The following is a 16,371-nucleotide window of genomic DNA, read 5'->3' as shown; positions in this document are numbered from 1 at the left end:
AAAGGAGAAATCAGTCAATGTCTAAACAGATCATTCAGACACAACAAGAAGTGCGGGATGTCTTGAAACCATTTAACTTAATCCCGGTTACACTGGACCTTCCGTTTCGTCTCAACCATGTCAATTGTTTTCTGGCTGAAGGGGAAAACGGCTGGACAGTCATTGATGCAGGACTACACAATCAGGAAACGAAAGCAAGATGGGACGAGGAATTGAAACAAAAAACGGTTACTGATATCATTATTACGCATTATCATCCGGATCATTTTGGTTATGCTGGCGGGTTGCAGGAAAAAACAGGTGCTATCGTGTCTATGACCAAGATAGATTATGATGCGGGTATCAACGCTTGGACGGAGAGCTTCCTGTCGCAACTTGATGGGAACTATAAGTTGGCTGGAGTTCCGGACGATGTGGCAGCAAATATGACGGAGAATACAGAAGAGTTTGTTGACCGCGTCACACCATATCCTGATGTCGACCATTACTTGGAAGAAGGAGAAAGGCTGCAAATCGGCGGCAATGAATATGAGGTAATCTTTACACCGGGACATTCGGATGGATTGGTCAGTTTTTATAATCAGGATAAAAACATACTTTTATCAACGGATCATATTTTACCAAAGATTACCCCGAATATTTCGTACTGGTTTCATGGTGACGCAAACCCATTGGCAAGTTATTTAAACTCATTAGAAAAAGTAAAAAAGCTGAATGCTGATCTGGTGGTCCCTTCACATGGTAAACCTTTTTATGGCGCCAATCAGCGCATCAATGAAATCGAGCAGCATCATGAGGAGCGATTGACGGCTGCGCTGGATGCTATTGTGGACGGGGCAAGTGTTTATGATGCCTGTCATAAGCTTTTTCAAAAAAGGCTTAATGTCCATGAAATGCGGTTTGCGGTGGGAGAAACACTTGCCCATCTGGAATATTTGCGTCATAAAGGTGAATGCAAACGTGAAATGCGAAATGGGTCGTATTGGTATTCCGTATGATATCATCTTTCATAAGGCTTTTACATCCAATTGGCGGATGAATTCAACAAATGCGCGGACAATATTCATCTGCAGGGAGTCTTCGTTATAGTACATCCATGTTTTACGGGTAATCGGTTCTCCGCCTGTATCATGGATTACTTTAACGACCAGCTCTGGATGTGACCGGACAACAAGATTAGCCAAAACAGCATACCCTAATCCATTGATAATCATTTCCTTGCAGGTTTCCACTTGATTAACCTGAATATTAATATTAGGGGTTTGATTATAATTCGTATACCACCAATCCTCCACAAGGCTCTTCATATTCTCGTCGGTATAGTAATCAATTCGCGGTAACTTCGGAAGTTCTTCCCACTTGAATTCCCATGGGGACGCAACACATATTGCCTCTTCATAAAGTAAGTCCTTTTTATCCTTCCAGGAATAGTCTCCCTTAATAAAGCTGACATGTACATCATGATTTAAAATCAATCGATGCATTTCACTGCTCCATCCAGTTACGACCTGGAATTCTACATCTGGATATTTTTGTTTGAATAAACGTAGCACTTTGGGCATTTTATTTAATCCGAAGAAATTTGATGCTCCGACCCGTAGCGTGCCTGCCACATGGCTTTTCATATTGTTGATGGTTTCTTCAATTTTTCGCTGTTCATCGAGCATTGTCTTGGCATGCAGGGCAAGTTTAACTCCTTCAGGGGTAAACGTAATTCCTCGTCGCTTTCGCATAATAAGCTGTACGCCATAATACGTTTCCAGTTTTTGAATTCTGGATGTCAACGTAGGCTGTGACAAAAATAATAGTTGAGATGCTTTGGTTATATTTTCAGTTGTGTACAGCGTCGTGAGCATTTTCCAATCCTGATAATTCATCGACAAACACCTCTTTCCAACTTAGTTCCTGCTTCAGTGTCCAGTGAACATTTTCAACTTTGTACGAAACAGCCGCTTATCAAATGGTATAGACATTAAAAAAATCTATAGCTGGTAATTATTATTATATATTTTCTTTATCTTCATTTCTACCTTATAATAGAATTATAGTAGAAATGAAAGAATGGCAGGTTACATGGGATCATTGTGTGTTTTTTGAAAGGGATTTCAATAACAGATTAGTGAGCAAAAAAGGAGGATATATTGATGAAGACGCAAGATGCATTTGTACCAGGCTTGGAAGGTGTTATTGCAGCAGAAACGGCCATCTCGTTACTAGATACAGAGCAGGAAAAAATAATTATCAGAGGGTATGACTTAATCGATTTATCCAAACGAAAAACGTACGCAGATATTGTCTATTTGTTGTTGGAAGGGACGCTACCGTCAGTTGAAGAACGCCTGGCATTGGAAGATAAATTAAAAGCGAATTATGATGTTCCGCAGACCGTAACCGATGTTTTACAATCCCTTCCAAAGGAAACACACCCGATGGATGGCCAGCGAACAGGCGTATCGGTATTGGCCGGATTTGATCCGACGATTCAGGATCGATCAGAGGAAGCAAATAAAAAGAGAGCGTATGAAATTCTTGGAAAACTGCCTGCCATCACGGTAAACAGTTATCGATTAATAACGAATCAAAAATTGATTGAACCAGATCAGGAATTAGACTACAGTGCCAACTTTTTGTATATGATTACTGGCAATAAGCCAACTGAAATGGAAGCTGCCATTTTTGATCGTTCCCTTTTATTATACAGCGAACATGAAATGCCGAACTCTACATTTGCAGCAAGGGTTATTGCTTCCACACAAGCAGACATGTATGGTGCACTAACAGGAGCTGTATCGTCATTGAAAGGAAGTTTGCATGGCGGGGCCAATGAAGCGGTCATGTATATGTTGAAGGAAGCAAATTCGGTTGAAGAATTTGAAGAGTTGCTACAAAAGAAATTGCAGCACAAAGAAAAAATCATGGGGTTTGGCCATCGTGTCTATATGAAAAAGATGGACCCTCGTGCCTTGATGATGAAAGAATCTTTGAAGCAGCTGTGTGAATTAAAAGGAGATTCCCTGCTACTGGATATGTGTGAAGCTGGAGAAAGCGTTATGGCAGAAGAAAAGGGGCTATATCCAAATCTGGATTACTATGCAGCCCCGGTTTATTGGATGCTGGGAATTCCGATTCCTTTATATACACCAATCTTCTTTAGCTCCCGAACTGCTGGTTTGTGTGCGCATATTACAGAGCAGCATGCCAATAATCGGCTATTTCGCCCGCGAGTTAAATACACCGGTGAGGGATCTATAAATGACGGTTGCTACACAGAACGATAAATGATGAAATGGACAATGGAAAGGAAGCTGACAATGGAAAAATTGCAAGAAAAAAAGACGACTGATTCGTTAATTGAAGAGATCACGGATTACGTATTAAATACACGAATAACGAGCAAGGAGGCATTCTCCACAGCACATTATATATTGATTGATACGTTAGGTTGTGGGATACTGGCACTGAACTATCCGGAATGTACAAAATTGCTGGGGCCAATTGTACCAGGTACAGTTGTGCCTTATGGAACCCGGGTTCCCGGAACGCCACATGTACTTGATCCAGTACAAGGGGCATTCAATATCGGCTCGATGATTCGCTGGCTAGATTATAATGATACATGGCTTGCTGCTGAATGGGGACATCCTTCAGATAATCTTGGTGGAATCCTAGCTACGGCGGATTATGTCAGCCAGCAGCGACTCAGTAAAGGGGAAGCACCTGTCACGGTTCAGGAAGTATTGGAAATGATGATTAAGGCACATGAAATTCAAGGAATCCTTGCTTTAGAGAACAGTTTGAATCGTGTTGGTCTTGACCATGTATTATATGTAAAAATAGCTACAGCTGCAGTTGTAACGAAGCTGCTAGGCGGGGGTCGGGATGAGATTTTTAATGCTGTTTCCAATGCTTGGATTGATAATTCCAGTCTGCGTACGTACCGTCATTTTCCAAATACGGGATCCCGAAAGTCATGGGCTGCCGGGGATGCAACAAGCCGTGGTGTACGTCTGGCAATGATGGCCATGCAAGGGGAGATGGGATATGAAACAGCGCTAAGTGCTCCCGGCTGGGGATTCCAGGATGTATTATTCGGTGAGCAGGAGCTTAAACTTGGCAAGCCACTTGGCAGCTATGTAATGGAGAATATATTATTTAAAGTGTCCTATCCAGCTGAATTTCATGCACAAACTGCCGCTGAAGCAGCTGTGCAACTGCACCCAGAGATAAAATCCCGGTTGGAGGATATTGATCAGGTAACCATTACAACGCATGAATCAGCAATCCGAATCATTGATAAAAAAGGTCCATTGTATAACCCGGCCGATCGGGATCATTGTATTCAATATATTACCGCAGTGGGTCTAATTAAAGGAAATGTAACGGCAGAGGATTATGAGGATGACGCAGCGGCTGATCCTAGGATCGATGCATTGCGTGATAAAATGGTTATCACGGAAAACAAAGCATATACAGAGGATTACTTAGATCCAGATAAACGTTCTATTGCGAATGCGGTACAGGTACATTTTAAAGACGGTACTTCAACGGAAAACATTGCAGTTGAATACCCATTAGGTCATCGTTTTCGTCGGGAAGAAGCGTTTCCGAAAGTGTTAACTAAATATGCTGCGAATCTAGCAACCCAGTATCCGGAAAAGAAACAAAAGAGAATAGTAGCTATCACCAGTGATTATCAAAACGTAGCACAAATGAACGTAAATGAATTTGTTGAGTTATTCTTATAAATGGCAGGAGGTATCGTGTAAATGGCATGGATAGTGGATCAATCATCCTCTCAAGAAGAATTAGCAGCACAATTTAAAGCATTGATTCAGGAGAAGGAAATTTTACAAATTCCAGGGGCCCATGATGGCATGGCCGCCCTAATGGCAAAAAAAGCAGGATTCTCCGCTCTGTATTTATCAGGAGGAGCATATACCGCAAGTCAGGGGTTGCCAGATCTTGGTATCGTTACGTCAACGGAAGTGGCCGATCGGGCAAAAGAGCTGGTACGGGCAGCCAACCTTCCAGTACTTGTTGATATTGATACCGGATTTGGCGGCGTCTTATATGTGGCCCGCACAGCAATGGAGATGCTGGAGGCTAATGTAGCAGCTGTGCAAATTGAGGATCAGCAGCTTCCGAAAAAATGTGGCCATTTGAATGGGAAACAGCTGGTGACAAAAGAGGAAATGGCCCAGAAAATTCAAGCGATCAAAAAGGTTGCCCCTTCATTGGTTGTTGTGGCTCGTACAGATGCCAAAGCTGTTGAGGGCATTGATGCAGCCATCGAACGGGCTAGAGTATACATCGAGGCTGGTGCTGATGCGATTTTCCCAGAAGCGCTGCAGACGCAAGAGGAGTTTCAGTTATGTGCACAAAAAATTGATGCACCGCTACTGGCAAATATGACGGAGTTTGGTAAGACGCCATATATTTCGGCACAAGAATTTCAGGATATGGGCTTCCAAATGGTTATTTATCCAGTTACCTCTTTGCGGGTGGCTGCCAAAGCCTATGAACGTATATTTGGCTTGATTATGGAAGAAGGTACACAAAAATCCGGACTTGACGATATGCAAACGCGAAAAGAGTTATATGAAACTATATCGTTACATGACTTTGAGGCACTTGATCAAAATATCGCCAAAACCGTTTTGCAAGATGATTAATGAATGATAATTAAGTGATATATATACAGTAAAGAGGAACCTTATTTCGATTGGGGTTCCTCTTTTTTGATGAAGTACTCTGTTTCGTATATTTGGCTATAATCATGTCTTCACCACCTTGTGTTTTTAAAGGGCATTCATCCTTTTCACTATTTGTGAATTTGGAATAGGATAACGTAGACGATAATATGAAGGAGGTGTTCGTATATGTTTCCTGTAAGACAACGACGACCGATGCCACCATCTCCGTTTGCCATGCCGCGAATGCAGCGACAGCAACAACAACCGAAGAATCGGTCAAATGTTTTAGCAATGTTCCAAACACCTGAAGGAAACGTTGATTTTGATAAGATTTCTACAACAGCTAAACAAGTTAATCAAATTTACCAGCAAGTCAGTCCAATGGTTAGCCCGCTAGTAACGAGATTCTTCAAATAAACAGCCATTACACAGTTACATTGAGATTAGCCATAAGCAAAGGATTTGATGTGAATGACAATCCAAAAGGCAACACTCCGGGATTTGCAAATTATCAAGCAGCACGCGCGCCAAGTAAGACGAGAGTCGATTGCAGATCATGATACACTATTGACAGCTAATCATAGATATTCTGTCGTATCAGCTACCATTAATAGCGGTGGATACTATTTGGTTGATAGTAATCAAAATAAAGTACGTGGATGGATCGGCATTGGACGAAATATTGATACTCTTTCAGGGGAAATAATAGGATTTATTTCAGAAATTTATATCCTTCCAGAATACCGGGAACAGGGAATTGCTGAAAAACTATGTAATCGGGCGCTTTGCGAATTAGAAGATGCGGGCTTGAAACAGGTGCAATTACAAGTTTATGTTGGAAATGCTGCGAAACAACTGTATCAAAAACTCGGATTTACAGATACCTCTGTATTAATGACAAAAAAGCTGGAATAAAAGCGTTTTTATTTCGCCAAAGGTTAAAACAACCAAAAAAAGCCGGTTCCGCCACATGGGAATCCGGCTTACTTCCTTTGTTTAGTTTTCATTATCAAAGATGTTGATAAACTTTCTGCTATCATTCTTCTTTGGGATGGAAATTTTCAGGATCCCATCTTTCAGAACGGCACTGGTATCTTTTTCGGAAATGGTGAAGGGCAATGTAATGAGACGCTCCAGCGTTTGGTACGACTCTTCCTTATGAACGCTCTGGCCAGTTTTATTTTTCCCTTCAAAACTGGATCGATTCTCGGCGATAATTCGTAATTGGTTACCAATGATTTCAAGTTGAATTTGATCCCGTTTATAGCCTGGCAATTCTGCCTCAACTACTACACTTGACTTGGTTTCATGGGTATGGACGCGAATGGAACGCCGGTTAACTAAAGAATTAAAGTTGTTAACGGAATCATTAAAAAAGGAATCGATTTGGTCCAGCAGATGATTGAATGGCTGCCGTTCAGATCGCTTTGACTGCTTATCGTTGTTCTCACTCAAGGCAACACTCACCTCACTTATGTTTAATTCACTAATAAACTATGCACAAAAACGCGAAAAGGGCTGGGCGATTTTAGGAGGCCAATTCCCAACTTGGTTAAATTCCGACTATTCGATACTATATGTTAGCAATTTATAAGGTAAGATCATTAAGTATCGATCATCACGATGGATCACGTTTAACCACGTTATATCACGTTTAATGCGTTTTGACGAAATATTGGCTGTCGTTTAAGCTATTAAACATGTGATTGTTTTTCACACATATCAATCTGGAGGTGGGAGCATTAGTAAAAGTGCAACGAAGGAATTAGTCAAGCCAACGGTAACAACAAAGAAATTTCGTTTTCGTAAACCTGAAAAAAATGATGGAGCGGCAGTTTGGGAGCTGGTGAAAAATACTGGTGTATTGGATTTGAACTCTTCCTATAGCTACCTGATGTGGTGTGAGATATTTTCAGAAACATCCATTGTGGTAGAGAAAGATGGAGATATTGTCGGTTTCATTTCCGGGTTTATCAATCCGAAAAATGTGAATCGCCTTTTTATCTGGCAAGTGGCTGTAGATGAATCCCAACGTGGTAATGGACTGGGAACCCGAATGTTATTTGAGTTATTGGAACGCGAGGGTTGTCGTGATATAGAGTATGTAGAAGCGACTGTTTCCCCGTCAAACATTCCATCACAGCATTTATTTTTAGGCCTTGCGAAGAAACTTGATACAGAATGCTCGATATCGAATTATTTTCTATCCATTGATTTCCCACGCACAGGACATGAAAATGAATTATTGTACAAGATTGGACCGCTTAAGGAAAAAATAAACGGATAAAAGGACTGATTAATTTGACAACAGCAGTATTAAGCGATACGAAAATGAAAACATTTGAAGAATTGGAATCTGCCGTACGAAGCTACAGCCGTGGTTGGCCGACTGTTTTTACGAAGGCCAAGGGATATATGCTGTGGGATATCGATGATAAAACGTATATTGATTTTTTTGCAGGAGCAGGGGCGTTAAATTATGGCCATAATAATGCCGCTATGCAAGAAAAATTAATTGATTATATTCAAAATGACGGAATCCTTCATAGTCTTGACATGGGTACAACACCAAGACAAGATTTTTTACAACGTTTTAAGGATGTCGTTCTTAGCCCGCGGGAATTGGACTACAAGATTATGTTTCCTGGACCAACCGGAACCAATACTGTTGAAAGTGCATTGAAAATAGCACGGAAGGTAACCGGTCGCGATACGGTAATTAGTTTTACAAATGCCTTTCATGGGATGACAATCGGTTCGCTGTCTGTGACAGGAAATTCATTTAAACGCCATGGTGCAGGAATCCCATTGCATCATTCCGTATCTATGCCATTCGATGAATATGTAGAAGATCAGGATTCTATTGCTTATTTGGAACGATTTTTGGAAGATAGCGGCAGTGGAGTCGCATTACCAGCAGCGATCATTTTGGAAACGGTGCAAGGAGAGGGTGGCATTAATGCTGCTCGCATGGAATGGTTGAAAAAAGTAGAGAATATTTGTAAGCGCTGGGATATTTTACTGATTGTTGACGATGTGCAGGCGGGATGCGGCAGAACGGGAACCTTCTTCAGTTTTGAGCCTGCAGGTATTAATCCGGATATTGTCTGTCTATCTAAATCAATTGGCGGTATAGGACTGCCAATGGCCATTACATTAATCAAACCGGAATATGACCAATGGGGGCCTGGAGAGCATAACGGAACGTTCCGTGGTAATAATATGGCATTTCTAGCCGCAACCGAAGCATTAACGTATTGGGAAACAGATGAATTTAGTGAAGCAATTATGGAAAAAGCAAGCATTTTACGTGATAAAATTAACGGAATCATCGAAAAATATCCTGAGTTAAACGGAGAAGCTCGCGGTAGAGGTTTGATGCAAGGAATTGCTATCGATAACACGGACGATCTCACTGGAAAAATTTGTGCCGAAGCATTTGAACGTGGACTGATTGTGGAAACATCCGGGCCAAATGATGAGGTTATAAAATTTTTACCACCATTGATTATTGATGAAGCAGGACTGGAAAAAGGTATGACCATTTTAGATGAAAGCATTAATTGCGTTTTACGGTAATATACTAGTTATGCAAACGATTAGAGAGGAGCTATGTACATGATTGTAAAATCACTAGAAGACATTATAGGAACAGAGGATGAGACGTCTGGAGAAAACTGGACGAGTCGCCGTTTTCTGCTAAAAAAAGATAATGTGGGTTTCAGTGTTAATGATACGGTCATCAAAGCGGGAACGGAAAATTACTTCTGGTATAAAAATCATATTGAGTCCGTATACCTGATTGAAGGGGAAGGAGAAATCGAAAAGGTAGAAACCGGGGAAGTATGGCAACTGAAACCTGGAACTATGTATACCCTAAACGAGAATGATAAACATATTCTTCGGGCTAGAACGCAAATGCGCATGGTATGTGTGTTTAACCCGCCATTAGTTGGTACTGAAACACACAATGAAGAAGGATATTATCCGTTGCTGACAGAATAAAAGACAAATAAAAAAAGAACCAGATGATTAGTCTGGTTCTTTTATTCCGCGTGTATTGGTTTAACCCAAGCTACTCCAAAAGCAAGATGATTCCAAAGAATTTCCTCTAATTCAGCGGCAAACCTTTCGTCGCATTCTACAATAAGAACAATTTCCGCATGTTTCCTTTTTAGCTGCCGCTCATTTTTATGTGACATCAGTAAAATGATTAATTTAATGATAAATCCGAGCACAAATCCAAATAATGCTGTGATTAACCCCCATAATATCGGCCCCCAAGCCAACCGCAATCCGATGCTGATACCAACAACTGAGAATGCAGTTGCAAGTGCCATGCCCATGTCGATCAGAGAAACCCCGTCCGCACGGTGAATGCTGTCAAATAAGTCGCGTGATTCTTCTCGATTATTTAATGGCACTGCAAAAATATTATCTTGGTGAATTCCACGCTTCTCAATTTGTTTGATGGCTATTTCCAAGTAAATCGTACTATCAAAAGTGGCAATGATCTGCATGTATATTCACTTCACTTTCTCTCCCTTTTTCAATTTGAAATGCGGACTTTGATAATTTTCATACAAATAGTTACGCTGTTCCAATTCGAAAAGCTTATTATTTTCAACCGTATTCATATAAGAATCATACAGCGAAAATCCGTAAACGGAAGGCAAAAATAAAAGCCACTCTGGTTTTATCAAGTTTGTTGACCGTTCTATTTCGCCAATAAATAAATAGGGAACAGCCTCCAGAAAGTGAGAGTAGTAAAAGAAGGTGATCGTCCATATAATGACAAAAAAAGCAACGCCGATTCGATGGATATATAATTGTCCAAGTCCAGGAACAAAAAGTGTCCACATTGCGGCCATTACGGGGTTACGTTTATCCAAATAGTTGATTTCCAGAGAACCAAGTGCAAAAGAATTGAAGCGATGATTCTCGCTATCCGCAAGAATGAAGACTTTGTTCATATCAGCGGTTGTGCGGTAACTATCCCAAATTCCGAATAAATAGACCGGCATATAAAGGAGAAGCCATTGAAAATCCAAAACTTGCATAGATTTGTCGAATTCCCCCTGAAACATATAGATAATGCCCAAATTAATATTGGCGTTCAGGTTAACGACAACTTCCCACATAAACAACAAAAATCCTCGAATATACTTGGATAACAGCAGATGTCCAAAGCCTGGAAAAGCTGCGCTCCACCAGCCAATAATATATGGATTTCTGAGGTGTAATTGCGTAGTGCCGAATATGCTTACATGGGCAAAGTATCTTCTTGCTGTATTATCATTGTTGTAATTATTCAATCCCAAAAACTCCCATGTGATAATTCATCGCAAGCATAGGTTGTCCCAATACATTAAAATTATCCTGCTCTTAACGGACAGTAAGACTCCCGCAGTAATATTTAAAGGTGAACCCAAAGAGGATAAGTTGGGGTTAACTGTCCTGCAGGTCCAATTCTGTTCTCAGTCTGCAGGACGCAGATCATAAAGGCGTTGTAACGCAGCTTTTGTTCCTCTATTGTCAGCGAAAAAAACATCCGCCTAATGAAGATTCACTTTATGCTCGAGGTATAGGGGAACGGTAAATGACAAAACCTATTGTTGTGCTTTCCATTAAGGTGGTGACAAAACGTGTTATTATCAAATATAGCTGATTTGTTGGAAATAGAAGAACACAATGTTGAATTAACCAAGCAATATTTTTTTGAAGACGTACTTTTCTCTTATCAGTGGTGGCTGCTCCTTGGCATCATGATAGCGTTGTGGTCGGTATGGTTTATATTGGTTGATAAACAGCGTATGCTATCCATTTTGTTAGCAGGGTGCATTTCAAGTCTGATTACGTTTGTCTTGGATGATACAGGCAGATCCCTTCATTTATGGTTTTATCCACATCAATTAACATATTTCTCATGGCAATTTTATCCTGTTGATTTAGCGGTTATTCCAGTATGTTATATGATTTTATATCAGTATATAGGGAGGTGGAAATGGTTTTTAACTACGCTTATACTACTTAGTTTATTTGCAGCTTTTCTCGTAGAACCGTTGTTTGTACTCTTGGATTTGTATGTACTCATTCATTGGGAGCATATTTATTCCTTTCCTTTTTATATATTGATTGGTGTCATTGTGAAATGGCTGACAGACAGGGTAACGAAAGGTTCAAATACATCGTACAGGTGAATGGAGAAAGCGCATTTGTAACTAGTTAAATTAAAAAAGAAAGGAAAAAGGTAGATTGATGTAGTATAATGGACATATTGTCGCTATAATTTAGACTTGATGGTAATGAAAGCAGGTATATTGTATCATGGAAACTTGGTATGAACTGGTTGGTCAATATGGATATATTGCCATCTTTCTTCTATTTACGCTGGGAATTGTTGGTCTCCCTGTGCCGGATGAAATTTTGTTGACTTATTTGGGATTTGTTACATCGACTGGTCAAATGCATCTTATTCTAACATTTGTTTCGGCTTTTGCTGGCGCATTGTGTGGCATATCGATCAGCTATGTACTAGGACTCAAACTAGGCGAACCGTTTTTGCTAAAGTTTGGACCCAAACTATTTATTAAAGAAAAAGCAATTACTCGAACAAATCAATTATTTCATAAATATGGCTCGCTGGTTCTGTTTATTTGCTATTTTATTCCGGGAGTACGTCATGTTGCTGCTTATTTGGCTGGTATCACCAGATTTTCATTTAAGAGATTCTCATTGTTCGCATATACTGGTGCATTCGTTTGGGTGGCGACATTTATCACAATTGGAAATAGATTAGGGGAAAACTGGCAGTTGATTACGAGGTATTTTAACGATTATATATGGCTGGTAGTGATATTGGTAACAGCAGCCGTGATCACAGGATTACTATACTATTTCATTCGTTGCAGGGAAAAGCGATGATAGATTTTAGCCACTCTTAATCGGGCAGTAGCACTCCTATTTCAATATTTTAAGATCAACTGCTCGTAAAGATCCGACTTGATTAGGGACGCAGAACACAGGTCACAAAGGTGTTGGAACGGGAGTGCGAGTTAGTCTCTTGTTCCCTATCATTAGCGGGGAAAAGTACCACTTTGATGGAACGGACCATTGGCTTAATTCCATTCGCCAATGGTTTGTCCCATCGCAACCTCGGTACCGGGGATAACGGCTGGTTGGAAATGGGAATTTTGTTCGATAAATAAAACAACGGTGGAACCAAAAGAAAAATAGCCGACTTCATCCGCTTTGTTGAACGTGTCTTGGGCATGCAGCAAATGAATACTATTAATATTTAATGCACCTATTTTGATCATTGCCATCCGACCAAATGCGGTAGACAGCTCTGAAATGATACGATAATTGGTAGAAAAAGGTGCTTTACCCCATCTTAATCCGAGGTTATTTACGGGAAAAGAAGTTCCCCCGAGTGCATAACGGTGAAGTAACTGCCCGTTAATGGGATAGTGAATCCGGTGATAATGCCTCGGTGAAAGATATAGAATATAAAAATATCCATTCTGATACGTTGATTCTTCGTTTTTTCCACCAAGAACGTCACTTACCGTATAATGCTGATTTTTGATAGTAAAACGCTGATCTTTGCCGGTTATTTTCCCCATATCACTCACAATGCCATCGACTGGGGCAATCAATGCGGATTCCGATAGATCAACAGGCCTGGTGTTCGTAATGAGACGCCGGGTGAAAAAGGCGTGTAAGCTTTTATAATGATGGATAGGAAGTTCAATCTCATCTTGATTAATTCCGTAAATCGTCAAAAATGGCCGAATAAGCGGTCGGCTTAATGAGGAACGTGTATACGTCTTTAATAATGTTGATGCGAGCTGGTTTCCGGTTAATTCAACAAAGCAGGTGAACAATTTTTTTAACATGGTTTTTCATTCCTTTTATAAAGGATGTTCAAAAAGTGTGGTAGAATAAAAAGAGTGTTTTTTGTTGTGGTATGTAAGCTGCTACATCGCCCCACACTGTAATTATTTTTATTTTATCTTTTGAACATGCACTTATCGTTTTTTTATGAATTTGGAGGAGGACATTTATGTTTTTGTCGCGACGTATTGATTATACTAAATCGAAAGCACATTTGGCTAATGGAATAACCCTAATGAATCTTAGCTTTGGTATTATTGCTATTATCTTAATTTCACGAGGTTTTGGTCATATGAGTCTGTTATTTATTGCATTAGCAGCCTTATTTGATCGCTTTGACGGAATGATCGCCCGTAAATTTGATGCCGTATCAGATTTTGGTAAAGAACTGGACTCGTTATGTGATCTGGTTTCGTTTGGTGTTGCACCAGCATTATTAATCTATCAAACTGTACTATACCAGATTCCGGGCGTGGGTTTGACCCTAACCGTTCTATATATTCTATGTGGTGCGATCCGTCTTGCCCGGTTTAATGTAAAAGAATTTGATGGAGCATTTTTCGGTATCCCGATAACGGCTGCCGGGCTTATCCTGATTCTGAGTGCACTATTGATTCCATTTTTACCGATATTATTTTTTGCCATACTGATTTCCATTCTAATGGTGTTAATGGTAAGCAACATTAGGATTACGAAATTTTGAGACAAGAAACGCCTGCACGACGTAAATTTATTTGACGAAGATATAGGAGAGGATGTTTTTAGTTGAACATTCTTATAATCGTTTCTGCTTGTGTTTTCATCTAAAGATTGTTGGAAGGAAATAGAGAAGTAGGCTAAAGAAAATCACGATAATCTACAGGCCGTTACGAAAAAGTTCAATCACGAACCAGGTTGTGATTGAACTTTTTTGTATATAACAAGTTTACTAGGAAACAAAAGGCGATCGTGATAACAGTTCTGGGTTGGATCAGTCAGAAAATGCCAGCACTATTATGCCGATAACCATCATACCCGAAGCGAAACCCCTTCGTATACCGAAGCCTTCGCGAAGCAAATAGGTGCCCATAATTGCACCAAACAGAATGCTGACTTCCCGGACTGGGGCGACGTGACTAACCGGAGTAAACATCATTGTTGTTAAAATGAGTATATATGCTAACGGGTTTAGGATGCCCACGCCGATTGCTTCTTTTCGATGCTTGCTCCAGTCTGTTTTCACTTGATTCCATTGCTTTTTTGCGACAGGGCTCAGCAACAAAAATTGTCCAAGAATCGTAGCATAATTTAATAATAAAGGTGAAACCAATACAATACTAACTGCTCCTTTATCGAGTAACGTGTACCCTGCAATCATCACACCAATCATTAGTCCATAGCTGATCGGGAGCATGGAGTCTATTTTCCGTATCATTTGAAACCCGCCAGAAAGAATGAAAACACTGACTACAATCAAGATAACCCCAACAACTCCCATAAAATGCAACTGTTCGTTAAACAAAAAAATGGCAAAAATTGCGACAAGTAAAGGTCCGGTTCCCCGGGCAATTGGATAAATGACGGATAGGTCACCAACCTTGTATCCTTTCTGCAATGTCACGGAATAGCCCAAATGGAGTATTACGCTGCCAACAATAAATAATAGCTCTGTCCAGCCAATTACGGTAGGCGAAACGATGAAGAAGATGATCATAACTGGCGCATAAATGACGGTGCTTACGGTCAAGTACAGCCAAACAAAAGTTGCGCCGCTATCCGATTTCTTTGCAAGAAAATTCCAGGTAGCGTGCATACATGCGGAGAGAATAATCGTGAAAAATGCGAATAAGGACATAGTAAAAAACCTCTTTTAATAAAGAATTAATGCTGAAAACATGGTTTCATTCTAGTATAATTAAACATAAAAAGAAAGGTCCAATTAGTTCGAATAGGAATGGGATGGAGGGTTTTTCTATGTTTGTTAATAACAAGGTTGTTTTCATAACAGGTGCTGCAAGCGGTATCGGATATCGTATTGGCGAGGAATTTGTAAAGGATGGCGCTAAAGTTATTTTTTCTGATGTTAATGAAGCAAAATTAAAGGAAGTAACGGAAAACTTTCACGGAAAAGGATACGAATGTCACGCTATCAAATGCGATGTAACAAATGAATCGGAACTAAACGCAGCGATCGATCAAACAGTCAGTCGATATGGCCGGCTTGATGTCCTGATCAATAACGCTGGCATGCAGCATATTGCACCAATTGAAGAATTTCCAACCGAAAAATTTGCCTTTATCACCAAATTGATGCTTGTCGCCCCGTTTATGGCAATAAAACATGCATTTCCCATTATGAAAAAACAAGGGTACGGTCGAATTATTAACATGGCATCAATTAACGGTGTGATTGGTTTTGCCGGAAAAGCTGCTTATAACAGTGCTAAGCATGGCTTAATTGGATTAACAAAAGTGGCTGCATTAGAAGGAGCAGAGGATGGCATCACCGTCAATGCGATGTGTCCCGGTTATGTCGATACCCCGCTTGTCAGAAATCAAATGGAAGATTTGGCAGCCAGCCGGAATGTCTCGGTGGAGAAAGTGTTAGAAGAAGTTCTTTATCCGCTAATTCCGCAAAAACGCTTGCTTGATGTTCAGGAAATTGCTGACTACGCATTATACTTGGCCAGTGACAGGGCAAAAGGTGTGACTGGACAGGCGGTGTTGTTGGATGGCGGATATACGGCGCAATAGTTGTGGTAAACGAAGCCTGCTGTTGTGCCAGTTTCGTTAGGGTATTTAA

General features: G+C 40.3%; 19 protein-coding genes. 13 read left to right on the top strand and 6 right to left on the bottom strand.

Features of this window, described 5'->3' with window-relative positions:
- Positions 1-17: 17 nt before the first annotated feature.
- Positions 18-998 (top strand): MBL fold metallo-hydrolase, encoded by a 981-nt coding sequence (locus WMZ97_RS03655; RefSeq protein WP_343270700.1) that lies wholly within the window; start codon positions 18-20, stop codon positions 996-998.
- Between the two features lie 9 nt (positions 999-1,007).
- Here WMZ97_RS03655 and WMZ97_RS03650 read toward each other — a convergent pair whose 3' ends face one another.
- Positions 1,008-1,877, bottom strand: coding sequence for a LysR family transcriptional regulator (locus WMZ97_RS03650; RefSeq protein WP_343270699.1), 870 nt, complete (start codon positions 1,875-1,877; stop codon positions 1,008-1,010).
- 267 nt (positions 1,878-2,144) lie between these two features.
- Here WMZ97_RS03650 and mmgD point away from each other — a divergent pair, with 267 nt between their 5' ends.
- The 5 genes from mmgD to WMZ97_RS03625 all read left to right on the top strand — a co-directional run bounded on the left by mmgD (position 2,145) and on the right by WMZ97_RS03625 (position 6,608).
- Positions 2,145-3,278 (top strand): citrate synthase, encoded by a 1,134-nt coding sequence (mmgD, locus tag WMZ97_RS03645; RefSeq protein WP_343270698.1) that lies wholly within the window; start codon positions 2,145-2,147, stop codon positions 3,276-3,278.
- A gap of 33 nt (positions 3,279-3,311) precedes the next feature.
- Positions 3,312-4,745 (top strand): bifunctional 2-methylcitrate dehydratase/aconitate hydratase, encoded by a 1,434-nt coding sequence (locus WMZ97_RS03640; protein ID WP_343270697.1) that lies wholly within the window; start codon positions 3,312-3,314, stop codon positions 4,743-4,745.
- Between the two features lie 21 nt (positions 4,746-4,766).
- Positions 4,767-5,672: a methylisocitrate lyase gene (gene prpB / locus WMZ97_RS03635; RefSeq protein WP_343270696.1), complete on the top strand. Its 906-nt coding sequence runs from the start codon at positions 4,767-4,769 to the stop codon at positions 5,670-5,672.
- A gap of 207 nt (positions 5,673-5,879) precedes the next feature.
- On the top strand, positions 5,880-6,110 hold the full coding sequence (locus tag WMZ97_RS03630; RefSeq protein ID WP_343270695.1) for a YppG family protein: 231 nt from the start codon (positions 5,880-5,882) through the stop codon (positions 6,108-6,110).
- Positions 6,111-6,164: 54 nt separating this feature from the next.
- Positions 6,165-6,608, top strand: coding sequence for a GNAT family N-acetyltransferase (locus WMZ97_RS03625; RefSeq protein WP_343270694.1), 444 nt, complete (start codon positions 6,165-6,167; stop codon positions 6,606-6,608).
- An 81-nt stretch (positions 6,609-6,689) separates the two neighbouring features.
- On the opposite strand, the gene WMZ97_RS03620 is transcribed toward WMZ97_RS03625, so the two are convergent.
- Complete coding sequence (locus WMZ97_RS03620; RefSeq protein WP_343270693.1) at positions 6,690-7,148, bottom strand: Hsp20/alpha crystallin family protein; 459 nt, start codon at positions 7,146-7,148, stop codon at positions 6,690-6,692.
- A gap of 247 nt (positions 7,149-7,395) precedes the next feature.
- On the opposite strand from WMZ97_RS03620, the gene ectA reads away from it, so the two are divergent.
- Genes ectA through WMZ97_RS03605 form a run of 3 tightly spaced genes read left to right on the top strand, consistent with a single transcriptional unit; the run spans position 7,396 to position 9,698 of the window.
- Complete coding sequence (gene ectA / locus WMZ97_RS03615) at positions 7,396-7,980, top strand: diaminobutyrate acetyltransferase (RefSeq protein WP_343270692.1); 585 nt, start codon at positions 7,396-7,398, stop codon at positions 7,978-7,980.
- Between the two features lie 44 nt (positions 7,981-8,024).
- Positions 8,025-9,272 carry a diaminobutyrate--2-oxoglutarate transaminase gene (gene ectB / locus WMZ97_RS03610; RefSeq protein WP_343270796.1) on the top strand — a complete coding sequence of 416 codons (1,248 nt, stop codon included), beginning with the start codon at positions 8,025-8,027 and terminating at the stop codon, positions 9,270-9,272.
- 39 nt (positions 9,273-9,311) lie between these two features.
- Positions 9,312-9,698 (top strand): ectoine synthase, encoded by a 387-nt coding sequence (locus tag WMZ97_RS03605; protein ID WP_343270691.1) that lies wholly within the window; start codon positions 9,312-9,314, stop codon positions 9,696-9,698.
- A gap of 41 nt (positions 9,699-9,739) precedes the next feature.
- On the opposite strand, the gene WMZ97_RS03600 is transcribed toward WMZ97_RS03605, so the two are convergent.
- Together WMZ97_RS03600 and WMZ97_RS03595 are read right to left on the bottom strand one after the other, a co-directional pair.
- Positions 9,740-10,213 carry a hypothetical protein gene (locus WMZ97_RS03600; RefSeq protein ID WP_343270690.1) on the bottom strand — a complete coding sequence of 158 codons (474 nt, stop codon included), beginning with the start codon at positions 10,211-10,213 and terminating at the stop codon, positions 9,740-9,742.
- A gap of 6 nt (positions 10,214-10,219) precedes the next feature.
- Positions 10,220-11,008, bottom strand: coding sequence for a hypothetical protein (locus WMZ97_RS03595; protein WP_343270689.1), 789 nt, complete (start codon positions 11,006-11,008; stop codon positions 10,220-10,222).
- Between the two features lie 330 nt (positions 11,009-11,338).
- Between WMZ97_RS03595 and WMZ97_RS03590 the strand changes: the two genes are divergently transcribed.
- Complete coding sequence (locus WMZ97_RS03590; RefSeq protein ID WP_343270688.1) at positions 11,339-11,893, top strand: CBO0543 family protein; 555 nt, start codon at positions 11,339-11,341, stop codon at positions 11,891-11,893.
- 127 nt (positions 11,894-12,020) lie between these two features.
- Complete coding sequence (locus tag WMZ97_RS03585; protein WP_343270687.1) at positions 12,021-12,617, top strand: DedA family protein; 597 nt, start codon at positions 12,021-12,023, stop codon at positions 12,615-12,617.
- Between the two features lie 194 nt (positions 12,618-12,811).
- Here WMZ97_RS03585 and WMZ97_RS03580 read toward each other — a convergent pair whose 3' ends face one another.
- Positions 12,812-13,591 (bottom strand): phosphatidylserine decarboxylase, encoded by a 780-nt coding sequence (locus WMZ97_RS03580; protein ID WP_343270686.1) that lies wholly within the window; start codon positions 13,589-13,591, stop codon positions 12,812-12,814.
- A 167-nt stretch (positions 13,592-13,758) separates the two neighbouring features.
- On the opposite strand from WMZ97_RS03580, the gene pssA reads away from it, so the two are divergent.
- Positions 13,759-14,292 carry a CDP-diacylglycerol--serine O-phosphatidyltransferase gene (pssA, locus tag WMZ97_RS03575; RefSeq protein WP_343270685.1) on the top strand — a complete coding sequence of 178 codons (534 nt, stop codon included), beginning with the start codon at positions 13,759-13,761 and terminating at the stop codon, positions 14,290-14,292.
- A 267-nt stretch (positions 14,293-14,559) separates the two neighbouring features.
- Here the strand turns inward: pssA and WMZ97_RS03570 are convergent, their stop codons facing one another.
- Positions 14,560-15,423: an EamA family transporter gene (locus tag WMZ97_RS03570; RefSeq protein WP_343270684.1), complete on the bottom strand. Its 864-nt coding sequence runs from the start codon at positions 15,421-15,423 to the stop codon at positions 14,560-14,562.
- A gap of 119 nt (positions 15,424-15,542) precedes the next feature.
- Here WMZ97_RS03570 and WMZ97_RS03565 point away from each other — a divergent pair, with 119 nt between their 5' ends.
- Positions 15,543-16,322: a 3-hydroxybutyrate dehydrogenase gene (locus WMZ97_RS03565; RefSeq protein ID WP_343270683.1), complete on the top strand. Its 780-nt coding sequence runs from the start codon at positions 15,543-15,545 to the stop codon at positions 16,320-16,322.
- Positions 16,323-16,371 lie beyond the last annotated feature (49 nt).

It is taken from the genome of Lentibacillus songyuanensis, assembly GCF_039548255.1.
In the GTDB taxonomy this organism is placed as follows: domain Bacteria; phylum Bacillota; class Bacilli; order Bacillales; family Amphibacillaceae; genus Lentibacillus_C; species Lentibacillus_C songyuanensis.
This window is presented reverse-complemented; position numbering and strand designations above follow the sequence as displayed.

What these genes read in the sequence shown, in the direction of transcription:
- WMZ97_RS03655 (WP_343270700.1), top strand. Translation starts at nt 18, where the DNA reads ATGTCTAAACAGATCATTCAGACACAACAAGAAGTGCGGGATGTCTTG.
- WMZ97_RS03650 (WP_343270699.1), bottom strand. Translation starts at nt 1,877, where the DNA reads ATGAATTATCAGGATTGGAAAATGCTCACGACGCTGTACACAACTGAA.
- mmgD (WP_343270698.1), top strand. Translation starts at nt 2,145, where the DNA reads ATGAAGACGCAAGATGCATTTGTACCAGGCTTGGAAGGTGTTATTGCA.
- WMZ97_RS03640 (WP_343270697.1), top strand. Translation starts at nt 3,312, where the DNA reads ATGGAAAAATTGCAAGAAAAAAAGACGACTGATTCGTTAATTGAAGAG.
- prpB (WP_343270696.1), top strand. Translation starts at nt 4,767, where the DNA reads ATGGCATGGATAGTGGATCAATCATCCTCTCAAGAAGAATTAGCAGCA.
- WMZ97_RS03630 (WP_343270695.1), top strand. Translation starts at nt 5,880, where the DNA reads ATGTTTCCTGTAAGACAACGACGACCGATGCCACCATCTCCGTTTGCC.
- WMZ97_RS03625 (WP_343270694.1), top strand. Translation starts at nt 6,165, where the DNA reads ATGACAATCCAAAAGGCAACACTCCGGGATTTGCAAATTATCAAGCAG.
- ectB (WP_343270796.1), top strand. Translation starts at nt 8,025, where the DNA reads ATGAAAACATTTGAAGAATTGGAATCTGCCGTACGAAGCTACAGCCGT.
- WMZ97_RS03605 (WP_343270691.1), top strand. Translation starts at nt 9,312, where the DNA reads ATGATTGTAAAATCACTAGAAGACATTATAGGAACAGAGGATGAGACG.
- WMZ97_RS03600 (WP_343270690.1), bottom strand. Translation starts at nt 10,213, where the DNA reads ATGCAGATCATTGCCACTTTTGATAGTACGATTTACTTGGAAATAGCC.
- WMZ97_RS03585 (WP_343270687.1), top strand. Translation starts at nt 12,021, where the DNA reads ATGGAAACTTGGTATGAACTGGTTGGTCAATATGGATATATTGCCATC.
- WMZ97_RS03580 (WP_343270686.1), bottom strand. Translation starts at nt 13,591, where the DNA reads ATGTTAAAAAAATTGTTCACCTGCTTTGTTGAATTAACCGGAAACCAG.
- pssA (WP_343270685.1), top strand. Translation starts at nt 13,759, where the DNA reads ATGTTTTTGTCGCGACGTATTGATTATACTAAATCGAAAGCACATTTG.
- WMZ97_RS03570 (WP_343270684.1), bottom strand. Translation starts at nt 15,423, where the DNA reads ATGTCCTTATTCGCATTTTTCACGATTATTCTCTCCGCATGTATGCAC.
- WMZ97_RS03565 (WP_343270683.1), top strand. Translation starts at nt 15,543, where the DNA reads ATGTTTGTTAATAACAAGGTTGTTTTCATAACAGGTGCTGCAAGCGGT.